Source organism: Marinomonas sp. ABL3_031 (assembly GCF_056161265.1).
In genome coordinates, this window is the sequence record NZ_JBSWYU010000004.1 from 112,872 (window position 1) to 129,605 (window position 16,734).

A 16,734-nucleotide genomic window follows, 5' to 3' on the forward strand; every position below is an offset into this window, starting at 1 on the left:
TGTTCACTACGGGTGTTTTTTTGTTATCAATGGCGCGTGGTATGGCGTTGAATAGGGAGCGTTTTTTTATGGTTTGGTTGAAACGAGTAGCGTATTTTTTGCTGATACTCTTTGGATTACTGGGAGCTGCATTGGCCTACGTTGGGTTGTTTGTAAACCCTAACGATTTTAAAGACGAATTGAAAAACATGGCATTGGAAAAAGCCAATATTACTCTACGCTTGGACGGTGACATTCGATGGTCTTTCTTCCCTTGGTTAGGGCTGCAATTGGAAAACATAGGTGTGGCTTTAGGGGGGCAAGCTGAGGTGGTGGAGTTTGGACGAGCAGAATTTGGGCTAGCCATTTTGCCCTTGTTCGAGCGTCGTATCCAGGTGGATAAAGTCAATCTGATGAACCTAAAAGCCAACCTAGTGAAAAACGCCCAAGGCCAAGGCAATTGGCAATTCACTCTACCAGATACAGAAGCGTCTCAAACGACTTCAGCTCAATTAACAGAGAAGGACGCCAAAGCAAGCAATGCGACCAAGGTAACAAGTGTGCAGGACTTTTCGACTCCTAATACCCAGTTGACCATTCCAGACATTCAACTGGATGAGTTGCGTATCGAAAACGCGCAAGTCAGTTACCGCGATGAGCAGAGTAAACAATGGATTCAGGCTCAGTTAGATGTTCAGTTGCAAGATGTGCAATGGGATAAAGCTTGGCCGATGCAGCTGCAAGCCAAAGTCACTCAGAGTGATTTAAACGGCGCACAAGTGACGCAAATTGAAACGGATCTGAAAAGTTTGCTGACCGTATTTCCTGAGCGAGAATCTATGCAGTTTGATGGCATGCAAGTTAATGCCAAGGTGACCTCGCAAAGCTTGCCAGCCAGCCCGCTTGAGGCGAAGGTCAGTGCCGCCAAAGTGAGCTTGGATCTACCGCAAGAAAATGTCTTGGTGGATGGTTTGGCCATCAGTACCTTGGGTATGGATGTGGACGCCAAAATTGAAGCTTACCAAGTATTGAGCGCGCCACAATTTACTGTGGGTTTGTCTGTTAATGAGTTTAACCCTCGTACTCTGATGGAAAAATTAAACCTCACTGTGCCAGAGATGGCCGATGAAAAAGCCTTGACTCGTTTAAAAGCTGAGGTGGCAGTGGAAGGCAGTCTTGATGGCATCACAGCGCAGCCTATCTCAATACAATTGGATGACACTAAGATGGAGGCCAATGCTGTCTTATCTTTGTCGCCTTTGCATTGGGACATCAAACTGGCAGGAGCGAATTTGGATCTAGATCGTTATTTGCCAGAGCCAAGCGAAGAGGAAGCGGAGAAGGTTGAGCAAAAGGTCGTTATTACAGAACAAAAAAACAACAGTGAATCGTCAAGTAACCATGTTTCCTCAGCCATACAGGAACTCATTCCAGAGGAACTGATTCGAAGCTTGAGCGGCCATCTGGGTTTGGTATTTGATAATATCAAGGTAAAAAATCTGACCATAGACAAACTGGAAATGGACAGCACACAATCACGGGGCTTGGTGAGGGTTTCTCCTCTGCAAGCCAGTTTGTATCAAGGCAAGGTGTCGGTTCACTTGAGTCTTGATGTACGCAGTGCTACACCGAGTATGGCTATTCAGCCAGCCATAGATGGTGTGCAAATCCAGCCTTTGCTGAAGGACTTGATGGACATGGATAAAGTGGCGGGGGCCACTTACTTAAATGGTGAGCTAAAGAGTCGCGGCAACAGTGTGGATGCCTTGATGTCATCACTGCAAGGGGATCTTTTGGTTGAAATCAAAAAGGGAGCTTTAGTGGGCACCAACCTGACCAAAACCGTGTGTGAAGGCATTGCTGCCACACGCAAAGAAAAAATCAATGGCGCTCAGTTTGGCGAAGACACGCCATTTGAAACCTTACGTTTCCCAGCTCACGTACAGCAAGGGCAGGTTTCCACTCCAGGTTTGGCGATTCGCTCAGCGGGCCTGCAAGTGACGGGTGATGGTGTGATTTCCTTGCCGAATCATTCGCTGGATTATCAAGCCAACGTTGGTATGGCTGGCAGTCAGTTAGACAAGGCCTGTCGGGTTAATGACACCTTAGCAAAATTGACATTTCCAATTGTCTGTCAAGGTCAGTTTAGTGATGATCCAGCGGGTTTGTGTCGTCCTGACTTGAAAGGGTTTGGGCAGTTGTTTGCTAATCTTGCTAAGCAAGAAGCGAAACAAAAATTGGCGGAAGAAAAGGCCAAACTCAACGCTCAGTTGGCACAAAAAAAAGCGGAATTGAGGGCAGAACTTGAAGCCAAGCGTAAAGCGGAGGAAGCGCGCCTTAAAGCAAAATTGGAAGCCAAGCGCAAAGCGGAAGAAGAACGCCTCAAAGAGAAAGTAAAAGAGAAACTTAACAGTCTGTTCTGAGTGAAAAAGCTGAGAATAGCCATGTTGTGAGAACAGAATGCAACCAGTTGAACAATTTGCGCCCAGAATCCTTGCTTGGTTTGACGAGCATGGGCGCAAGAACCTGCCTTGGCAGCAAAACAAAACCCCTTATCGAGTGTGGATTTCCGAGATCATGCTGCAACAGACGCAAGTGACTACTGTGATTCCTTATTATCATAAGTTCATGGCGTCTTTTCCAACCGTCGAGGCGTTAGCCGCTGCTCAGCAGGACGAGGTGTTGGCGCACTGGAGTGGATTAGGTTATTACGCCAGAGCGCGAAACATGCACAAGGCTGCCAAAATGCTGGTGGACGAATTGGATGGGGAATTTCCCATAAGCTTGGAAGGTGTTTGTGAATTGCCTGGCATTGGTCGCTCCACGGCAGCGGCTATTTTGTCCATTTCGCGTGGTGTGCAAACCGCCATTTTAGACGGTAATGTGAAACGTGTATTAGCGCGTTTTCATGCGGTTCCCACTTGGCCTGGAGAGAAGAAAACCGAACAAGCCATGTGGCAGTTAGCAGACGCCTACATGCCGAGTGAACGTTGTGGGGATTACACTCAAGCCATGATGGATTTGGGCGCTACCTTGTGTACTCGCAGTAAACCGCAATGTTTGTTGTGTCCGGTACAAGACGATTGTCTTGGTCGGCGCTCTGAAGATCCTACTTATTACCCGGTTCGTAAGCCCAAAAAAGCCACAAAGCCAGAGAAGACCACGCAAATGCTGATGATGGTCAAAGACGAGGGAAAGATTTTACTAGAGAAGCGCCCTGCCACAGGTATTTGGGGCGGTTTGTGGAGCTTGCCAGAACTGGCTTCTGAAGAGTCTGTTTATTTGCATGTGGAACAAAGGTTTGCTGCCAAACTGCAGTCTGTAACTCCCTTGTCATCCTTCCGTCATACCTTTAGTCATTATCACTTGGATATAACCCCCACTTTGGTGTCTTGCGATGCAGTGAACTTAGTCACTGAAGGCGATAAATATCAGTGGTTTTCTTTACCTCAAGCCTTGGCTTTGGGATTGCCTGCACCAGTGCGAAAAATATTAGAAAACAGCGAGTTAGAAACGGAACTGGGTGGCTAAAGCGCGAAATTGATAGGAAGCATTCTATGATTCAAGATAACCCACAATCCAAGTCGTATTTTGCGCGTTTATGGGATGTGTTTGCCTCCTTTTTCTTATTGGGGTGGACCAGTTTTGGTGGTCCAGCTGCTCATCTTGGCTACTTTAATCAAACTTTTGTAAAGCAAAAACAGTGGGTTACCGCTTCTCAATACGCCCAATGGGTGGCCTTGAGTCAAGTGGTGCCAGGGCCTGGTTCTAGCCAAGTGGGTTTTGCTCTGGGTTATCATCGTGCTGGTATTGTGGGTGGCGTGGCCGCTTTTGTGGCGTTTACCTTACCTTCTTTTTTGATCATGGTGCTGTTGGCTCAGTTTGGTCATTACTGGCAACAGGAGACCATGTTTGATGCTGTGGTTCAGGCTTTAAAACTCTTGGCGGTCGTGGTGGTCGCGGATGCTTGTGTGACCATGTGGCGCTCTTTTTGTCAGAGTAAAATGACCATGTTTTTAGCCATCGTCAGCGCGTTCGTTTTGACAATTTTACCAAGTGCTCAGATGAGTTTGTTGGTGTTATTGGTTGCTGGTCTATTATCGATTTTATTACTGGATACGGAGCCGAAAGAGCATCAAGCCTTGCCGAAAGTACCTTTAGCGGGATGGTTTTTTTTTATCGCGGTTGGCTTGTTTGTTGTAAGCTTTTTCTTTCCGCAAGGGCTTGGACAATTGTTTGCGGATTTTTATCAAGCAGGTGCGTTGGTGTTCGGTGGCGGTCATGTGGTGTTGCCCATGTTGTCGTCGTTTGTGGCGGATACCGTGAGTGAGTCAAATATCCTAATAGGTTATGCAGCGGCGCAAGCGGTACCTGGACCTATGTTTACTATGGCCAGTTATTTAGGCGCGGCCTCAGCAAAAGGTAATATCTGGTTGTGGGCTTTGGTTGCCACACTGGCCGTGTTTCTAAGCGGTTTGTTATTGATGTTGGCAGCACAAGGGGCGTGGCAGAGATTATCGGACAATCGTCGTTTCATGGCCGCGGTGGCAGGATTAAATGCCGCTGTAGTGGGGATTTTACTGGCCGCTTTATACCATCCGATTGGCACATCCAGCCTGCATTCTTGGTTGGACATCTTAGTGGTCATTGTCGGCTTTGTTTGGCTGATCTGGCGACGACCTTCTATTTTCTTGTTGATTATTAGCTTCGTTATAGTGGGCTTGTTACGTTATCTATGGTTGGCATAGGGCTGGTAAATAACAGTAAATAGCGCTTGAATTTTGTGATATCAACGCCATTATTTAGACAAATACAGGGTTTGAACGAGAGTGGGTTATGGCAAACAGGGTTTTTTGTAAAAAATATCAAAAAGAAATGGAAGCGTTAGACAGAGCGCCTTTGCCAGGAGTAAAAGGCCAAGAAGTGCTGCAGAATGTATCCAAGCAAGCTTGGCAAGAATGGCAATTATTGCAAACCATGATTATCAATGAGAAGCAGCTTAACCTGATGCAACCTGAATCACGTAGATACATCATGGAGCAGATGGATAAGTTTTTTAGTAACGAGGAAACCGATAAGGTTACCGGTTATGTTAGCCCTGATGACATTACGGAATTGTAATTTTTACGGTGAGAAAAAAGCCCAATCATTTTGCAATGGTTGGGCATTTTTTTATGCTTTCCAGCAGAGATTGTGCCTACTGAGTGACAAAGCTGGCGAATAAAATGTCTTTCACTGGTGTTATGCCTGTTTCTGTTTTCAGCGCATCGTTGACGGCTGCTGCTGCCTCTTCTCTGGTTTCTTCACGTGCGATGGCCCCCGTTACTTGAGCCGTGGTGCGGGAGCTTAGAAACATCACTATGGCATCCCGAACGATTGGCATATTGTCTTCAATCAATTGTACTCGGCTTTCGTCGGTGCGAATGCTGATGCTGGTTTTGATGTATTTGAGTTGTGAACCTTCACTTTGGTGATTGACGATGAAGATGGGTGTTAACTCAACGTAGGCTGGCGGTTCTACCTCATCTTCTGCTTGGGCTGTAAGGCTAAACAAACTGCTGGTAACCAACAGTAGCCAAAGGAATGGGGAGCGAACTAAAGGCATCATCAATGACATGGTTGTATCTCGTATTCATCACAATAAGCAGTATACTAACTGGCAAATCAACTTATTGTCAGTAGGAATTTTGCACTTTTGTCATTTCTTACTGTCTGAAGGCTTGGTTTATTTTCGTAGTATTTAGGGAATGTTATTTATGATCCATATGATTTCTGCTCGGCGTTTTCATGGGCTGATTGCTTTGGTTGCGTTTGTTTTATTAGGTATCGCCTTTTATATGGAATATGAGATGGGTCTAGAGCCTTGTCCTCTATGTATGCTGCAACGCATTATGTTTTTCGGCGTCGGTTTGGTGTCATTGTTCTCTGCGCTTACCGCAAGTGTTAAAGTCAGAAAAGTGAGTGCTGGTTTGGTCGTGCTGTTCTCCCTGCTGGGAGCCGTTTTAGCAATTCGTCATCTATATTTACAGCATTTGCCTGCAGAAGAATTGCCTGCCTGTCTACCGGGATTAAGCTACATGTTTGAGGTCTTCCCTTGGCAGGAAATCATGCAAGCTATGATTATGGGAACCGGAGAATGTGGTGATGTGGTTTGGACTTTCTTGGGCTTAAGTATCCCAGGTTGGACCTTGGTGGCATTTGTCGGTATGGCAATTGTAAATTTCTACATTGCAATGACAGTCAAAAAAGCTACATCCCTCTAATAAAAGGTTACAAATCCCTGCAAGCGATTGCCTTGCAGGTGAGATTTGATAGGAATATGCTTGGCACAAGGCGAAAAAATAATGAATCGGTTGGAGTCTGCATATGTTAGAAGGTTGTAAAACAGCCCAAGAGCGGTGGGGCGGTGTGCATGAAATCATAGATCGTTGGCTAGAGCAGCGTCGCCAAATGATCGAATCCTTAGTGTATCTTCGTGAACGAGGCGAGTTTACGCCAACGGATACTCCGAAAATACTATCTTTGTGTGAATTGCTGGTAGATTACGTCTCTGCTGGGCATTTTACTGTCTACGAACAACTCGCTATGGAAGCCAAAGAATTTCATGATGGTAGCGCTATTCTGTTGTTGGCTGAACTGTTACCAGAAATCGACAGCACGACTCAGGTGGTCATTGAATTTAATGATAAATACGACACTAAAGCTCATTGTAATGCTCAGTTGGAAGCCCTGCCTTTTTCATTGCAAGCATTGGCAGTGGTATTGGCCGAACGTTTTCAATACGAAGACAAATTGATTAAGGAATTGCATGAAGCGCATAGCGAAAAAAGCGCTTAAGCAAGGTTTTTGGGCCGCTTCTGTATTGGCCCTGATTGCTTGCTCGGCGGAGGCTCCGGTTCGTACTGCTCAATATGCGGTACAAGGCTTGTATTCTGCTGATCTAAGTAATGATGGCAGTTTTGCTTTGATTGGCTCCATTGAACACGGTGGCAGCTATTGGAAAACTTCGGTTAATGAAAGACGTTACAGTTGGAATCATGCTCAAGGAGAATATTCCGCTCTGAGCAGTGTGGATATTTCCCCGAACGGAGAATATGCCGCTACCGGTGGTGCTCGTACTTTAGTCTTATGGCGAACGGTTAATGGTCAAGCGGATGGCTATTGGACTACACCAGGCGATATTCATTCGTTAAAGTTAACTGAAAATGGTGATTATGCCCTGCTAGGATTAGATGACCAAACCGCGCGTTATTTTGATATTAAACGCGGCGGTATTTTACAGACGTTGCGAACTAGTGCCACGGTACGTGCGGTGGATGTAACACAAGACGGTCGATTGGGTATTACCGGTGACGATTTGTCTAAGGTCAGTGTTTGGGATTTGCAAACAGGGCAGAAGAAATTTGAATGGGAATTGAGTAATCGTATTTCTACTGTGGCCATTTCTGCGGATGGCAAATATGCATTTGCTGCAGCGCAATTAGGTAATGCCAAAGTCTGGTCTTTACTCAATGGTCGTGAACTCACTGCGGTGGATACGGGCAAGTTGGAATACCGTAATGTGACCATCAGTAAAGCGGTATTTTCTCAAGACAATCGCCAGCTGCTGACTGGGCAAGTTTCAGGTAAAGTTTCGTTATTGCAAGTTAGCACTGGGCAAATCATCAAAGAATGGCAAGTTCATAGGGTCAGAAAACGTCCTTCTGGAGCCAGAGTTATTGCTTTGGCGTTTGGTCTCAGTAATCGTTATTACGCTATGGGAAGTAATGGCTATTTAAATGTGTTGGATTAATCTTCAATGAAAAGCATGCATGGAAAATGGGCGGCCAGCTTTGCATTACAAGCTTTTTTGGCGGTCGCTGCAGGAGCATTTGGTGCTCATGGTTTAGAGCATTTATTGGATCCAAAAGCCTTATCCTGGTGGCACACTGGCAGTCAATATCTCATGTATCACTCTTTAGCAGGATTGGTGGCGGCTTTGTTAAGTGGCTATTTAACGAGCCCGACTCGTATTCTGTTAATTTTCTTTATTGGTAATCTTATTTTTGCTGGTAGTTTATATTTAATGGCACTAACAGGTTTGACTTGGTTGGGCATGGTGACTCCGCTGGGCGGATTGAGTTATTTATTAGCTTGGTTTCTTCTGGCATGGCAGCTGTGGTGCAAAAAATAACCATATTCCTTTTTTGAAGTCGTTGTAAAAGTCACGACATAACTGAGTTTTTACGTTAGCATACGCGCAATTTTTTTCTGAGCCTTCATACTTGTTGAACACGGCTTAAATATAGAACAAAGTAAAACCTACCAATAGAGTGACAATGAAAGATCAACAAACAGATAACCTTGCAGCGGATACCGCTGAAGACCAACAAGAGCCGATTAAAAAGCGCACCATTCGTAGCTTTGTCGTGCGTGGTGGTCGCATGACAGAAGGCCAACAAAAGAACTACGATGCGAATTGGGAAGTATACGGCCTGAATTTAGAAAACGGTCGTATCGATTATCAACAAGTGTTTGGTCGTGACTCTGAAGTGGTGTTAGAAGTGGGCTTTGGTATGGGCGCTTCTTTGGCTGAAATGGCTAAAAATGCACCCGAAAAAGATTTCATTGGCATTGAAGTCCACACACCCGGTGTCGCTAAGTTGATGATGTTGGCGCAGGAAGCAGGTCTTACTAATTTACGTGTTTATTGTCACGATGCCATCGAAGTCATGGCGAGCTGTTTGCCTGAGCAAGCCGCCAGTACTTTCCAATTGTTTTTCCCCGATCCGTGGCATAAGAAAAAGCACAACAAACGTCGTATTGTGCAACCTTTGTTTGCCCAACAAGTGGCAAATGTATTGAAAACAGGTGGCCAATTTCATATGGCAACCGATTGGCAACCTTACGCGGAGCACATGATGGAAATCATGGAAGTGCAACCTGAATATGACAATGCCGCAGGAAAGGGAGAATATTATCCGCGTCCAGAATGGCGTCCACTGACGAAATTTGAACAGCGTGGCGAGAAGTTGGGTCACGGTGTTTGGGATTTGATTTACCGGGTGACTGATAGGGTCAAGTAAAGTAGAGTTAAAGATCAAATAGTTAGCTAAGCAGTCTGACGTTAATCAAAATACCATGTGAAGCAAGGGGAAAGTGAAAGTGAGTGAGAAAGTGTCGATTGAGTCGCAGAAAGATCTATCTAATTTGTCTCAATACTCATCTTATCGGGATGATGAGATAGATTTAAAAGAATTGATTGTTGCACTCTGGCAAGGCAAATGGATTATTCTTATTTGTACTTTTTTGATTACAACTTTTGCTGTAGTTTATGCCTTAACGGAAGAGCAAAAGTGGACATCGGAAGCTGTAATTACAGCCCCACAGCCTAGCGACTTTGAAGCATATCAAAAAATGGTTAATGGTTTTCAGCCGTTATTTGATATATATCAACAAGATGGTTCTATATTAGTTAGTAAAAAGCTCGATTCTCTTATGAAGCCCGAAAATATTTTTCAAATTTTTGTTCAACAATATCAGTCTAAATCAAGTAAGTTATCCTATTTGTCACAAAACGATAGTTTTAAGCAAGATGAGTTATTGCTACAAAAAGAACTTAGCGGCGATGAGTATAAGAAAGCTAAACAAAAATTATATGTTGTTTGGGCAGATAAACTCTCTTTATCGACGCAAAAAAATACACCAGGCTTTTACATACTTAGAGGCGAAAGTGACACAGATCAAGGTAGTTTTGAGTTACTTAGTGGGTATATTGATTATGTAACTGAAAAGTCTAGAAGAGTTGTTATTACGAATTTAACTTCTATTGTCCAAGCAAAGCAGGGTGAGCTACAGCAAGAATTTGCTCTGTTGCAAGATCAAGCTAAGGATCGTCTAGAGGCTGAATTAATTCAAAGTAAGTACGCTTTACAAATAGCTCAGGCTGCAAAAATCCCAGCGCCAGTAGAAAACTTAGGTGTAAGTGATATGTTTTCAATTAATATTGGTGCCAATGCATTAGAAGCAAAAGTAAAGGTGTTGGAAGGGTTGAATCAACTGTCCGTTTTAGATCCAAGGTTAAATCAAGTTAATGCTAAATTAAAAATGGCAGAGCGATTGAAAATTAGTGAGGATGCAAGTTTTGACACTTTTAGGTTCGTTGAGTCTCCTGAAAGGCCCCTTAGTCGAACTTCTCCTAACCGAAGATTAATTGCAGTGCTTGGGGTGTTGTTGGGTGGTATGTTAGGTTGTTTAATCGTGCTGGTGCGCTTTGCTTTTCGTGAGAAATAGATATCATAACTCGTGATTTTATGTAAAAAAACGACCATTACCTGTTCAGATGATGGTCGTTTTTAATTTTTGTTTTTAGTACAAACGTATTATTTGATTTCTACGCTTTCACGACTGTTACCAGCATCAAAATATTCTTGGAATACCTTAGGTGTACGACCACGGCCAGTCCATTCGTGTACTTCACCATCGACCGTTAGACGGTATTTCGGTTCAACGGTTTTGCCTTTGGTCGCGCCCACTTTGGTTGACGTCAGTTTAGCGACCTCTTCCATTGTTAGGCCACTTTTGGCGATCAAGTTAGCAATTTCTTCAGCGCGAGCAGATTTTTCTGCTTCTTGAGCCGCGCGAGCTGCTTCCTCTTCCTTGGCTTTCTCTAAAGCATTGGTTAAACCTGCAATTAGGTTTTCCAATTGTGCAACGCTCAATTCTTTTGCTGCCGCACGTGCTTTTGCTTTGTTGCCTGCTAACTCAAGTAATAAACTCATCGATATCCCCTATTTATCTGTTAGAACTGGTTGAGTATGGTCCTGTACTGAAAAATAGATCCATCTTTCACACCCAGTAGTAAGTGTTAAAATGACTTAATGAAGATTTGAAAAAGTTTAGATAACTTGTTCGTCACTTCCTTTTATGAATAACAACCATTGTTTCCATACTGGTCGATTATTTCACTTTGTTTTTATAAAATGACAAAATCGTCAACATTTATAAAACTAAACTGAATATTAGTGCATAAAATAGTATTTTATTTTATTTATTTTCAGTTTGGCAATGGATTCTAATAAAATTTAGAAAAATATGCTAATAGAATTATAGCGTGTCTGAGTGATAAAAGTGTAAACATTAGGGTAGTAAATGAAGTCCGTATCACAGGTTTTAAGTTCTGAGTTGTCTTGTTCGATTAAAGTATCGGAAAACATCATTACATTATTCGAAGAGGGCGCGAGTGTACCCTTTATTGCTCGCTATCGAAAAGACAGCACTGGAGGTATGACAGATGTGGAATTGCGGGCTTTCTTTGAACGCTGGCAATACTTAGGTGAGTTAAATAAACGCCGAGATAGTATTTTAACCTTGTTAGAGAAAGAACCCTCGGTTACCGCCGTGGTAAAAGATAAAATTCGTAATGCTATTTCAAAAACAGAGTTGGAAGACATTTATGCGCCTTTTAAAAAAGCGCGTAAAAGTAAAGCGGATACGGCCCGAGAAAAAGGCCTATTGCCTTTGGCTAAAGCCATCTGGCAGAGTCAGTGTTTACCCGAAGAAGTAAAAGTAGCCATTTGGATTCAGCAAAATAAGGTGAATATTTCACCAAAACAAGCTCTTCAAGGAGCACAAGACATTATTATAGAAGCACTTTGTGATGACAGTGATCTATTGAAAGTGGCACGCCATGTATTAATGAAGGAGGGTGTGATTCAAAGCCGAATCTTGAGAGGAAAAAAACAAGAAGGTGAAAAGTTTCAAGACTACTTTGAATATGAAGAAGCGGTTTCTAAGGTGGCTGCACATCGATTGTTAGCAGTATTTCGGGGCAAAAAAGCAGGTTTTCTGAAATTAAATATTCAATTGCCTTCTGAGGTGAGTTGTCCAAACGGATTAACTCTTCCTCATCTAAATAGTTTATTTGAGAATGATTCCACACCAAGCCCGTTATCTTTTATTCAAAAACACTTTCTGACACTGGCGTGGCAATCAAAATTGCGCACCAAATCGGAAACCGAGGTACTCAATCAATTAAAAGAAAAAGCAGAAGAGGGAGCGATTAAGGTCTTTGCCAATAATTTAGAAGACTTATTAATGGCCGCTCCAGCAGGTGCTCATAGAGTATTAGGGATGGATCCAGGTTATCGTAATGGCGTGAAGCTTGCTGTTATAAATGAGCAAGGAAAAGTATTAGATCACGGTGTTATTTACCCGCATTCACCACAAAACCAAACGCAGCAAGCCAAACAAACATTAATAAGATTGATTGAAAAATATGCTGTGAATTGGGTTGCCATTGGTAATGGAACAGCGTCAAGAGAAACAGAAACCCTAGTGAAAGACATGATACGAAAGCAAGCATTATCCTGTCAGGCTATCGTCGTGAGTGAGGCTGGTGCTTCTGTCTATTCAGCGTCGCTAATTGCCATTGAAGAGTTTCCGGATCTGGATGTCACCATACGCGGTGCAATTTCCATTGCTCGTCGATTTCAAGACCCATTGGCGGAATTAGTGAAGATCAATCCACAATCTATTGGTGTCGGTCAGTATCAGCATGATATCAAAGCCAGTGCTTTATCCAGCTCGTTAACCAATGTGGTGGAAGATTGTGTGAACCGTGTGGGTGTCGATTTAAATCTGGCATCGGCTTCTTTGCTATCTTACGTGTCCGGACTATCAGAGCGACTTGCACAAAATATCGTGCGTTACCGTGAAGACAAAGGACGTATAGAATCTCGAACCGAGTTAAAAAAGATCAAAGGCATAGGTGAAAAGTGTTTCGAACAATGCGCGGGTTTTTTGCGCATCCTTAATGGCAAAGAACCGCTGGATCAATCCGGTGTGCATCCTGAGTCCTATGGCCTCGTTAAGCAGATGGCCCTGCAGTTGAAGTTGACTACAAAAGACCTGTTAAACAATGCCGCTGCCATTCAGCAACTCAAAGTAATGACACCACAATTTCAGTCTGCGGGTGATTTTACTTATACAGACATATTGGCTGAATTGGTGAAACCTGGGCGGGATCCTCGTCCAGAATTCAAGTACGCGACGTTTGATCAAAGCGTACAAAGTATTGAAGACTTATATGAAGGTATGACGTTAGAGGGAGTGGTAACCAACGTGGCAGCATTTGGTGCTTTTGTTGATTTGGGTGTGCATCAGGATGGTTTGATTCATATCTCTCAGTTAGCCGATCGCTTTGTGAAAGAGCCACGAGATTTGGTGCGCGTAGGGCAGATAGTCAAAGTAGAAGTGCTTGAGGTGGATGTGAAGCGCAAGCGTATTGCTTTAAAAGCATATGGGCTTTGATTTGGGCCTGTTATTCTTGTCACGTGATTAAAAACAAACAGCCAGTGAGCAATTTGCTAACTGGCTGTTTAATGAGGGGAAACCTTGACTTAAAAGTAAATTACACTGCAGCAGCGATTTTTGTTTTCGCTTCATTAAAAGCTTGTTCACCCGGTTCACCCGTCGCTTGGCCACCTGCAATGAAAGTCTCTTTTACATTGAGGCCAAGGAAGCCTAGGAATGTGTTGATATAAGGTGCTTGATGATCCATAGGCGTATCGGCAAGAAAGCTGCCGCTTGCAGAGAATACATAAGCGTCTTTTTTCACCAAACCTTCAGGGCCATTTTCAGTGTATTGGAAAGTACGACCAGCACGTGCAATATAGTCAAAATAAGACTTCAGAGTGGAGGGGATACTGAAGTTGTACATAGGTGCAGAAACGGCAATCAGATCCGCTGCTTCTAGTTCGTCGATTAGTTCATCACCAATGGCCACAATGGCTTTTTGTTCCACTGAACGATTTTCTTCTGGTGTGAATAAAGCACCAAGTGTTTCGTTTGTGAAGTGTGGCAGTGGATTGGCGTCTACGTCACGAATGACCACTTTACCTTCGGGATTTTTCGCAAGCCATTTTTCAACAAAAGTGTCTGCCAATTGGCGTGATTTAGAGTTAGCGCCTGCAGCACTAGAATCAATGCGTAGTAATGTTGTCATCTTGTGTCTCCAATATCTTGAATAAGCCTTTTAGGCTCTGTTTTGAGAAAGTAAAAAAATGATATAACCAAAATATTCGATTAAAAAGTGACTTTTTTTGGAGATATTAATCGAATAATACGATACTTTAGAGAGCAAATTTTTACACCCTAAAAGAAGAGTTAGCGTGAAATCACCAAGAGTTACTTTAGAACAGTGGCGAGTACTACAGGCTGTGGTTGATAAAGGCGGCTTTGCCCAAGCAGCTGAGGCTTTGCACAAAAGTCAATCTTCCGTCAGTTACACAGTGGCCAAGCTACAAGAGCAACTAGGTTATCCTTTGCTTATTATCGAAGGTCGAAAAGCCAAGTTGACGGAGCGTGGTGAGGTATTACTACGACGTTCTCGACATCTGATTAAAGAAGCCGTTGAGCTAGAAGAATTGGCGCATACTCTGGGGCAAGGCTGGGAGCCTGAGTTGGAATTGGTGGTGGATCAGACTTTTCCAACCCCCGCATTATTGCGTGCCCTAAAAGCTTTTGAGCCGCAAAGTCAGGGTACCCAAGTGCAATTAAAAGAGGTCGTCTTGAGTGGCAGTTTGGAAGCCTTACAAAATGGCCGACCGGATTTGGTGCTGAGTGGCATAGTGCCAAAAGGCTATCTGGCCGATCCAATTGTCGAAGTAGAGTTGTTGGCAGTTGCTTCTCCTTTACATCCTTTGTTTGAGGAAGAAGGTCCTGTTAACAATGAAAGGCTCAGTCGAGAATTGCAGTTGGTGATACGGGATTCTGCCGTAGAATCTTCGATAGATGCTGGTTGGTTAGGAACCGAGAGACGCTGGACGGTATCTAGCGTGCAATCGGCACTGGAGATTGTGGTCAGTGGAGTAGGCTTTGCTTGGTTGCCAAAAGCCGACATAGGAGAAGAGCTGGAAAATGGTAAGTTGAAGCGTCTTAAACTGGTGTCGGGCGCTGAGCGTAACTTCCATCTTTATGCTATTTTTGGTAAAGGAGAAAGAACCGGGCCAGCTACTCGTTTATTAGTTGAGCTGCTTCAAGAAGAATGCAACGTTTGCCCAAACCATTTAAGTAGTACAAGAAAGTCCAAATAGGGCGATTATTTCCTCTTGGCTAAATGGTTAATAGGGGATCTAAAGTATTAATTGCCGTCTGAACATGTCTCTTTGTGTGCTGTTTTTTACTCCTTCATTATTATCATAAAAGTGTCAAATACTGACAAAAATGAACATAGGGCTATTCTATGGCTAATATAAATCATAGGATTGCTGACTGTTGTAAATTTTGTCAATTTTTTTTTGACAATTTGGGTTGTAGTGCCAAGAGTGAGAAGGTTTAATGGCCTTCATACACATATATTCATAACAAATATCATACAAGGAAGCTTCATGAGCCTGGACATAGTAATTCTTGCTGCGGGTAAAGGCAGCCGTATGAAATCCTCTTTTTCTAAAGTACTGCATAAGGTTGGTGGTACAGCCATGGTTAGGCGAGTATTGACTACGGCAAGCGTAATGCCGGAGGCAAAATTGCATTTGGTTGTAGGGCATCAAGGGGGGCAGGTGGCTGAGCATTGTCAGGATTTTTCAGCCAATGTGGTCTGGCAAAATGACCCTCAGGGAACGGGTGATGCATTACGCCGTGTGGCGCCTTCCCTGCAAAACACGGGCTCAACCTTGACGCTTTACGGCGATGTACCGTTAATTCGCACCAGCACATTAGAAAAAATGGCCTCCCTGTCATCTCCTAATACCTTAGTTTTGTTGACCATCAGTCTGGCGGATCCGACAGGTTACGGTCGTATTGTTCGTAATGCACAAGGTCAGGTAACGGCCATTGTGGAACAAAAAGACGCCTCTGCTGAAGAGTTGGCAATCCAAGAAGTAAACACTGGCATTTTATTGGCGCCAAATGCGCCTTTGCAGGCTTGGTTAGCGGCGTTAACCAATGATAATGCGCAAGGTGAATACTATTTAACAGACATTATTGCTATGGCGGCTCAACAGGGAGTGCACATAGTAACGGTGCAACCGAGCAATGAAGCGGAAGTGGCAGGCGTTAACGATAGGGTTCAGTTGGCTGCACTTGAACGGGAATGGCAGCAGCAGGTGGCAACAGATTTAATGCGTCAAGGAGCAAGTTTGCTGGATCCTGCCCGTATCGATGTACGCGGTGAAGTGCAAACCGGACAAGACGTCGTTATTGATGTGAATTGTGTGTTTGAAGGCAAGGTTGTATTAGGTGACAGGGTTGAAATCGGCCCTAACTGTTATTTAAAAGACTGTGTGATTGGTGAGGGCACTACAATCAAGAGCCACTCCATGATAGATGACAGTCAAGTAGGAGAGGCGTGCGACATTGGCCCGTTTGCTCGTTTACGTCCCGGCACCAAGCTGGCAAATAAAGCCAAGATTGGCAATTTTGTCGAGACTAAAAAAGCTCACATAGGCGAAGGTAGTAAAGTAAATCACCTAAGTTATATTGGCGATACCCAAATGGGGGGCAACGTGAATGTGGGCGCAGGCACCATCACTTGTAATTATGATGGGGTGAATAAACATCTCACTCAGGTGGCCGATAATGTGTTTATTGGTTCTAACACCTCTTTAGTTGCGCCTGTGGAAGTGGCTGAAGGTGCCACCATTGCGGCAGGTTCTACTATCACCAAAGCGGTTGGTGAGAAGCAATTGGCTTTTGCCCGCGCAAGACAAGTGAATAAGGATAACTGGCCACGTCCAACGAAAAAGTAGTGGCTGTAGTAAGTTCTCAGTGTTA

16 protein-coding genes are annotated in these 16,734 nt (G+C 43.8%); 13 read left to right on the forward strand and 3 right to left on the reverse strand.

Going from position 1 to position 16,734, the window contains the following annotated elements; translation table 11 throughout:
* The first annotated feature begins 41 nt into the window (after positions 1 to 41).
* From ACXAH2_RS06615 to ACXAH2_RS06630, 4 genes are all read left to right on the forward strand, one after another.
* Positions 42 to 2,402: an AsmA family protein gene (locus ACXAH2_RS06615; protein ID WP_475077383.1), complete on the forward strand. Its 2,361-nt coding sequence runs from the start codon at positions 42 to 44 to the stop codon at positions 2,400 to 2,402.
* 37 nt (positions 2,403 to 2,439) lie between these two features.
* Positions 2,440 to 3,510 carry an A/G-specific adenine glycosylase gene (mutY, locus tag ACXAH2_RS06620; RefSeq protein ID WP_475077384.1) on the forward strand — a complete coding sequence of 357 codons (1,071 nt, stop codon included), beginning with the start codon at positions 2,440 to 2,442 and terminating at the stop codon, positions 3,508 to 3,510.
* Positions 3,511 to 3,536: 26 nt separating this feature from the next.
* Positions 3,537 to 4,727 (forward strand): chromate efflux transporter, encoded by a 1,191-nt coding sequence (gene chrA, locus ACXAH2_RS06625; protein WP_475077385.1) that lies wholly within the window; start codon positions 3,537 to 3,539, stop codon positions 4,725 to 4,727.
* A gap of 88 nt (positions 4,728 to 4,815) precedes the next feature.
* On the forward strand, positions 4,816 to 5,100 hold the full coding sequence (locus ACXAH2_RS06630) for an oxidative damage protection protein (protein ID WP_475077386.1): 285 nt from the start codon (positions 4,816 to 4,818) through the stop codon (positions 5,098 to 5,100).
* Between the two features lie 76 nt (positions 5,101 to 5,176).
* Here the strand turns inward: ACXAH2_RS06630 and ACXAH2_RS06635 are convergent, their stop codons facing one another.
* Positions 5,177 to 5,596: a flagellar basal body-associated FliL family protein gene (locus ACXAH2_RS06635; RefSeq protein WP_475077387.1), complete on the reverse strand. Its 420-nt coding sequence runs from the start codon at positions 5,594 to 5,596 to the stop codon at positions 5,177 to 5,179.
* A gap of 139 nt (positions 5,597 to 5,735) precedes the next feature.
* Between ACXAH2_RS06635 and ACXAH2_RS06640 the strand changes: the two genes are divergently transcribed.
* The 6 genes from ACXAH2_RS06640 (at position 5,736) to ACXAH2_RS06665 (ending at position 10,251) form a co-directional block, all read left to right on the forward strand.
* Positions 5,736 to 6,242, forward strand: a complete 507-nt coding sequence (locus tag ACXAH2_RS06640; protein ID WP_475077388.1) for a disulfide bond formation protein B — start codon at positions 5,736 to 5,738, stop codon at positions 6,240 to 6,242.
* A gap of 103 nt (positions 6,243 to 6,345) precedes the next feature.
* A complete protein-coding gene (gene rsd / locus ACXAH2_RS06645; protein ID WP_475077389.1) occupies positions 6,346 to 6,816 on the forward strand; it encodes a sigma D regulator in 471 nt (156 codons plus the stop codon).
* A complete protein-coding gene (locus ACXAH2_RS06650) occupies positions 6,788 to 7,771 on the forward strand; it encodes a WD40 repeat domain-containing protein (RefSeq protein ID WP_475077390.1) in 984 nt (327 codons plus the stop codon). Before rsd ends, ACXAH2_RS06650 begins: the two co-directional genes overlap by 29 nt.
* A 6-nt stretch (positions 7,772 to 7,777) precedes the next feature.
* Entirely contained in the window at positions 7,778 to 8,152 is a 375-nt protein-coding gene (locus tag ACXAH2_RS06655; RefSeq protein ID WP_475077391.1) for a DUF423 domain-containing protein, read from the forward strand.
* 145 nt (positions 8,153 to 8,297) lie between these two features.
* Positions 8,298 to 9,044 carry a tRNA (guanosine(46)-N7)-methyltransferase TrmB gene (trmB, locus tag ACXAH2_RS06660; protein ID WP_475077392.1) on the forward strand — a complete coding sequence of 249 codons (747 nt, stop codon included), beginning with the start codon at positions 8,298 to 8,300 and terminating at the stop codon, positions 9,042 to 9,044.
* A gap of 79 nt (positions 9,045 to 9,123) precedes the next feature.
* Positions 9,124 to 10,251 (forward strand): Wzz/FepE/Etk N-terminal domain-containing protein, encoded by a 1,128-nt coding sequence (locus ACXAH2_RS06665; RefSeq protein WP_475077393.1) that lies wholly within the window; start codon positions 9,124 to 9,126, stop codon positions 10,249 to 10,251.
* Positions 10,252 to 10,340: 89 nt separating this feature from the next.
* On the opposite strand, the gene ACXAH2_RS06670 is transcribed toward ACXAH2_RS06665, so the two are convergent.
* Complete coding sequence (locus ACXAH2_RS06670; protein WP_475077394.1) at positions 10,341 to 10,739, reverse strand: H-NS histone family protein; 399 nt, start codon at positions 10,737 to 10,739, stop codon at positions 10,341 to 10,343.
* Positions 10,740 to 11,109: 370 nt separating this feature from the next.
* Between ACXAH2_RS06670 and ACXAH2_RS06675 the strand changes: the two genes are divergently transcribed.
* Positions 11,110 to 13,269 (forward strand): Tex family protein, encoded by a 2,160-nt coding sequence (locus ACXAH2_RS06675; protein ID WP_475077395.1) that lies wholly within the window; start codon positions 11,110 to 11,112, stop codon positions 13,267 to 13,269.
* A gap of 100 nt (positions 13,270 to 13,369) precedes the next feature.
* Here ACXAH2_RS06675 and ACXAH2_RS06680 read toward each other — a convergent pair whose 3' ends face one another.
* The gene (locus ACXAH2_RS06680; RefSeq protein WP_475077396.1) at positions 13,370 to 13,963 is read right to left on the reverse strand and encodes an FMN-dependent NADH-azoreductase; all 594 of its coding nucleotides are present in this window, start codon (positions 13,961 to 13,963) and stop codon (positions 13,370 to 13,372) included.
* A gap of 166 nt (positions 13,964 to 14,129) precedes the next feature.
* Here ACXAH2_RS06680 and ACXAH2_RS06685 point away from each other — a divergent pair, with 166 nt between their 5' ends.
* Both ACXAH2_RS06685 and glmU read left to right on the forward strand, forming a co-directional pair.
* Complete coding sequence (locus tag ACXAH2_RS06685) at positions 14,130 to 15,053, forward strand: LysR family transcriptional regulator (protein ID WP_475077397.1); 924 nt, start codon at positions 14,130 to 14,132, stop codon at positions 15,051 to 15,053.
* A gap of 294 nt (positions 15,054 to 15,347) precedes the next feature.
* On the forward strand, positions 15,348 to 16,709 hold the full coding sequence (gene glmU / locus ACXAH2_RS06690) for a bifunctional UDP-N-acetylglucosamine diphosphorylase/glucosamine-1-phosphate N-acetyltransferase GlmU (protein WP_475077398.1): 1,362 nt from the start codon (positions 15,348 to 15,350) through the stop codon (positions 16,707 to 16,709).
* Positions 16,710 to 16,734 lie beyond the last annotated feature (25 nt).

Excerpts from the sequence above, each read along its gene's own strand:
- ACXAH2_RS06640 (WP_475077388.1), top strand. The coding sequence starts at position 5,736 with ATGATCCATATGATTTCTGCTCGGCGTTTTCATGGGCTGATTGCTTTG.
- trmB (WP_475077392.1), top strand. The coding sequence starts at position 8,298 with ATGAAAGATCAACAAACAGATAACCTTGCAGCGGATACCGCTGAAGAC.
- ACXAH2_RS06655 (WP_475077391.1), top strand. The coding sequence starts at position 7,778 with ATGAAAAGCATGCATGGAAAATGGGCGGCCAGCTTTGCATTACAAGCT.
- ACXAH2_RS06675 (WP_475077395.1), top strand. The coding sequence starts at position 11,110 with ATGAAGTCCGTATCACAGGTTTTAAGTTCTGAGTTGTCTTGTTCGATT.
- glmU (WP_475077398.1), top strand. The coding sequence starts at position 15,348 with ATGAGCCTGGACATAGTAATTCTTGCTGCGGGTAAAGGCAGCCGTATG.
- chrA (WP_475077385.1), top strand. The coding sequence starts at position 3,537 with ATGATTCAAGATAACCCACAATCCAAGTCGTATTTTGCGCGTTTATGG.
- mutY (WP_475077384.1), top strand. The coding sequence starts at position 2,440 with ATGCAACCAGTTGAACAATTTGCGCCCAGAATCCTTGCTTGGTTTGAC.
- rsd (WP_475077389.1), top strand. The coding sequence starts at position 6,346 with ATGTTAGAAGGTTGTAAAACAGCCCAAGAGCGGTGGGGCGGTGTGCAT.
- ACXAH2_RS06670 (WP_475077394.1), bottom strand. The coding sequence starts at position 10,739 with ATGAGTTTATTACTTGAGTTAGCAGGCAACAAAGCAAAAGCACGTGCG.
- ACXAH2_RS06635 (WP_475077387.1), bottom strand. The coding sequence starts at position 5,596 with ATGTCATTGATGATGCCTTTAGTTCGCTCCCCATTCCTTTGGCTACTG.
- ACXAH2_RS06650 (WP_475077390.1), top strand. The coding sequence starts at position 6,788 with ATGAAGCGCATAGCGAAAAAAGCGCTTAAGCAAGGTTTTTGGGCCGCT.
- ACXAH2_RS06680 (WP_475077396.1), bottom strand. The coding sequence starts at position 13,963 with ATGACAACATTACTACGCATTGATTCTAGTGCTGCAGGCGCTAACTCT.
- ACXAH2_RS06630 (WP_475077386.1), top strand. The coding sequence starts at position 4,816 with ATGGCAAACAGGGTTTTTTGTAAAAAATATCAAAAAGAAATGGAAGCG.
- ACXAH2_RS06615 (WP_475077383.1), top strand. The coding sequence starts at position 42 with ATGGCGTTGAATAGGGAGCGTTTTTTTATGGTTTGGTTGAAACGAGTA.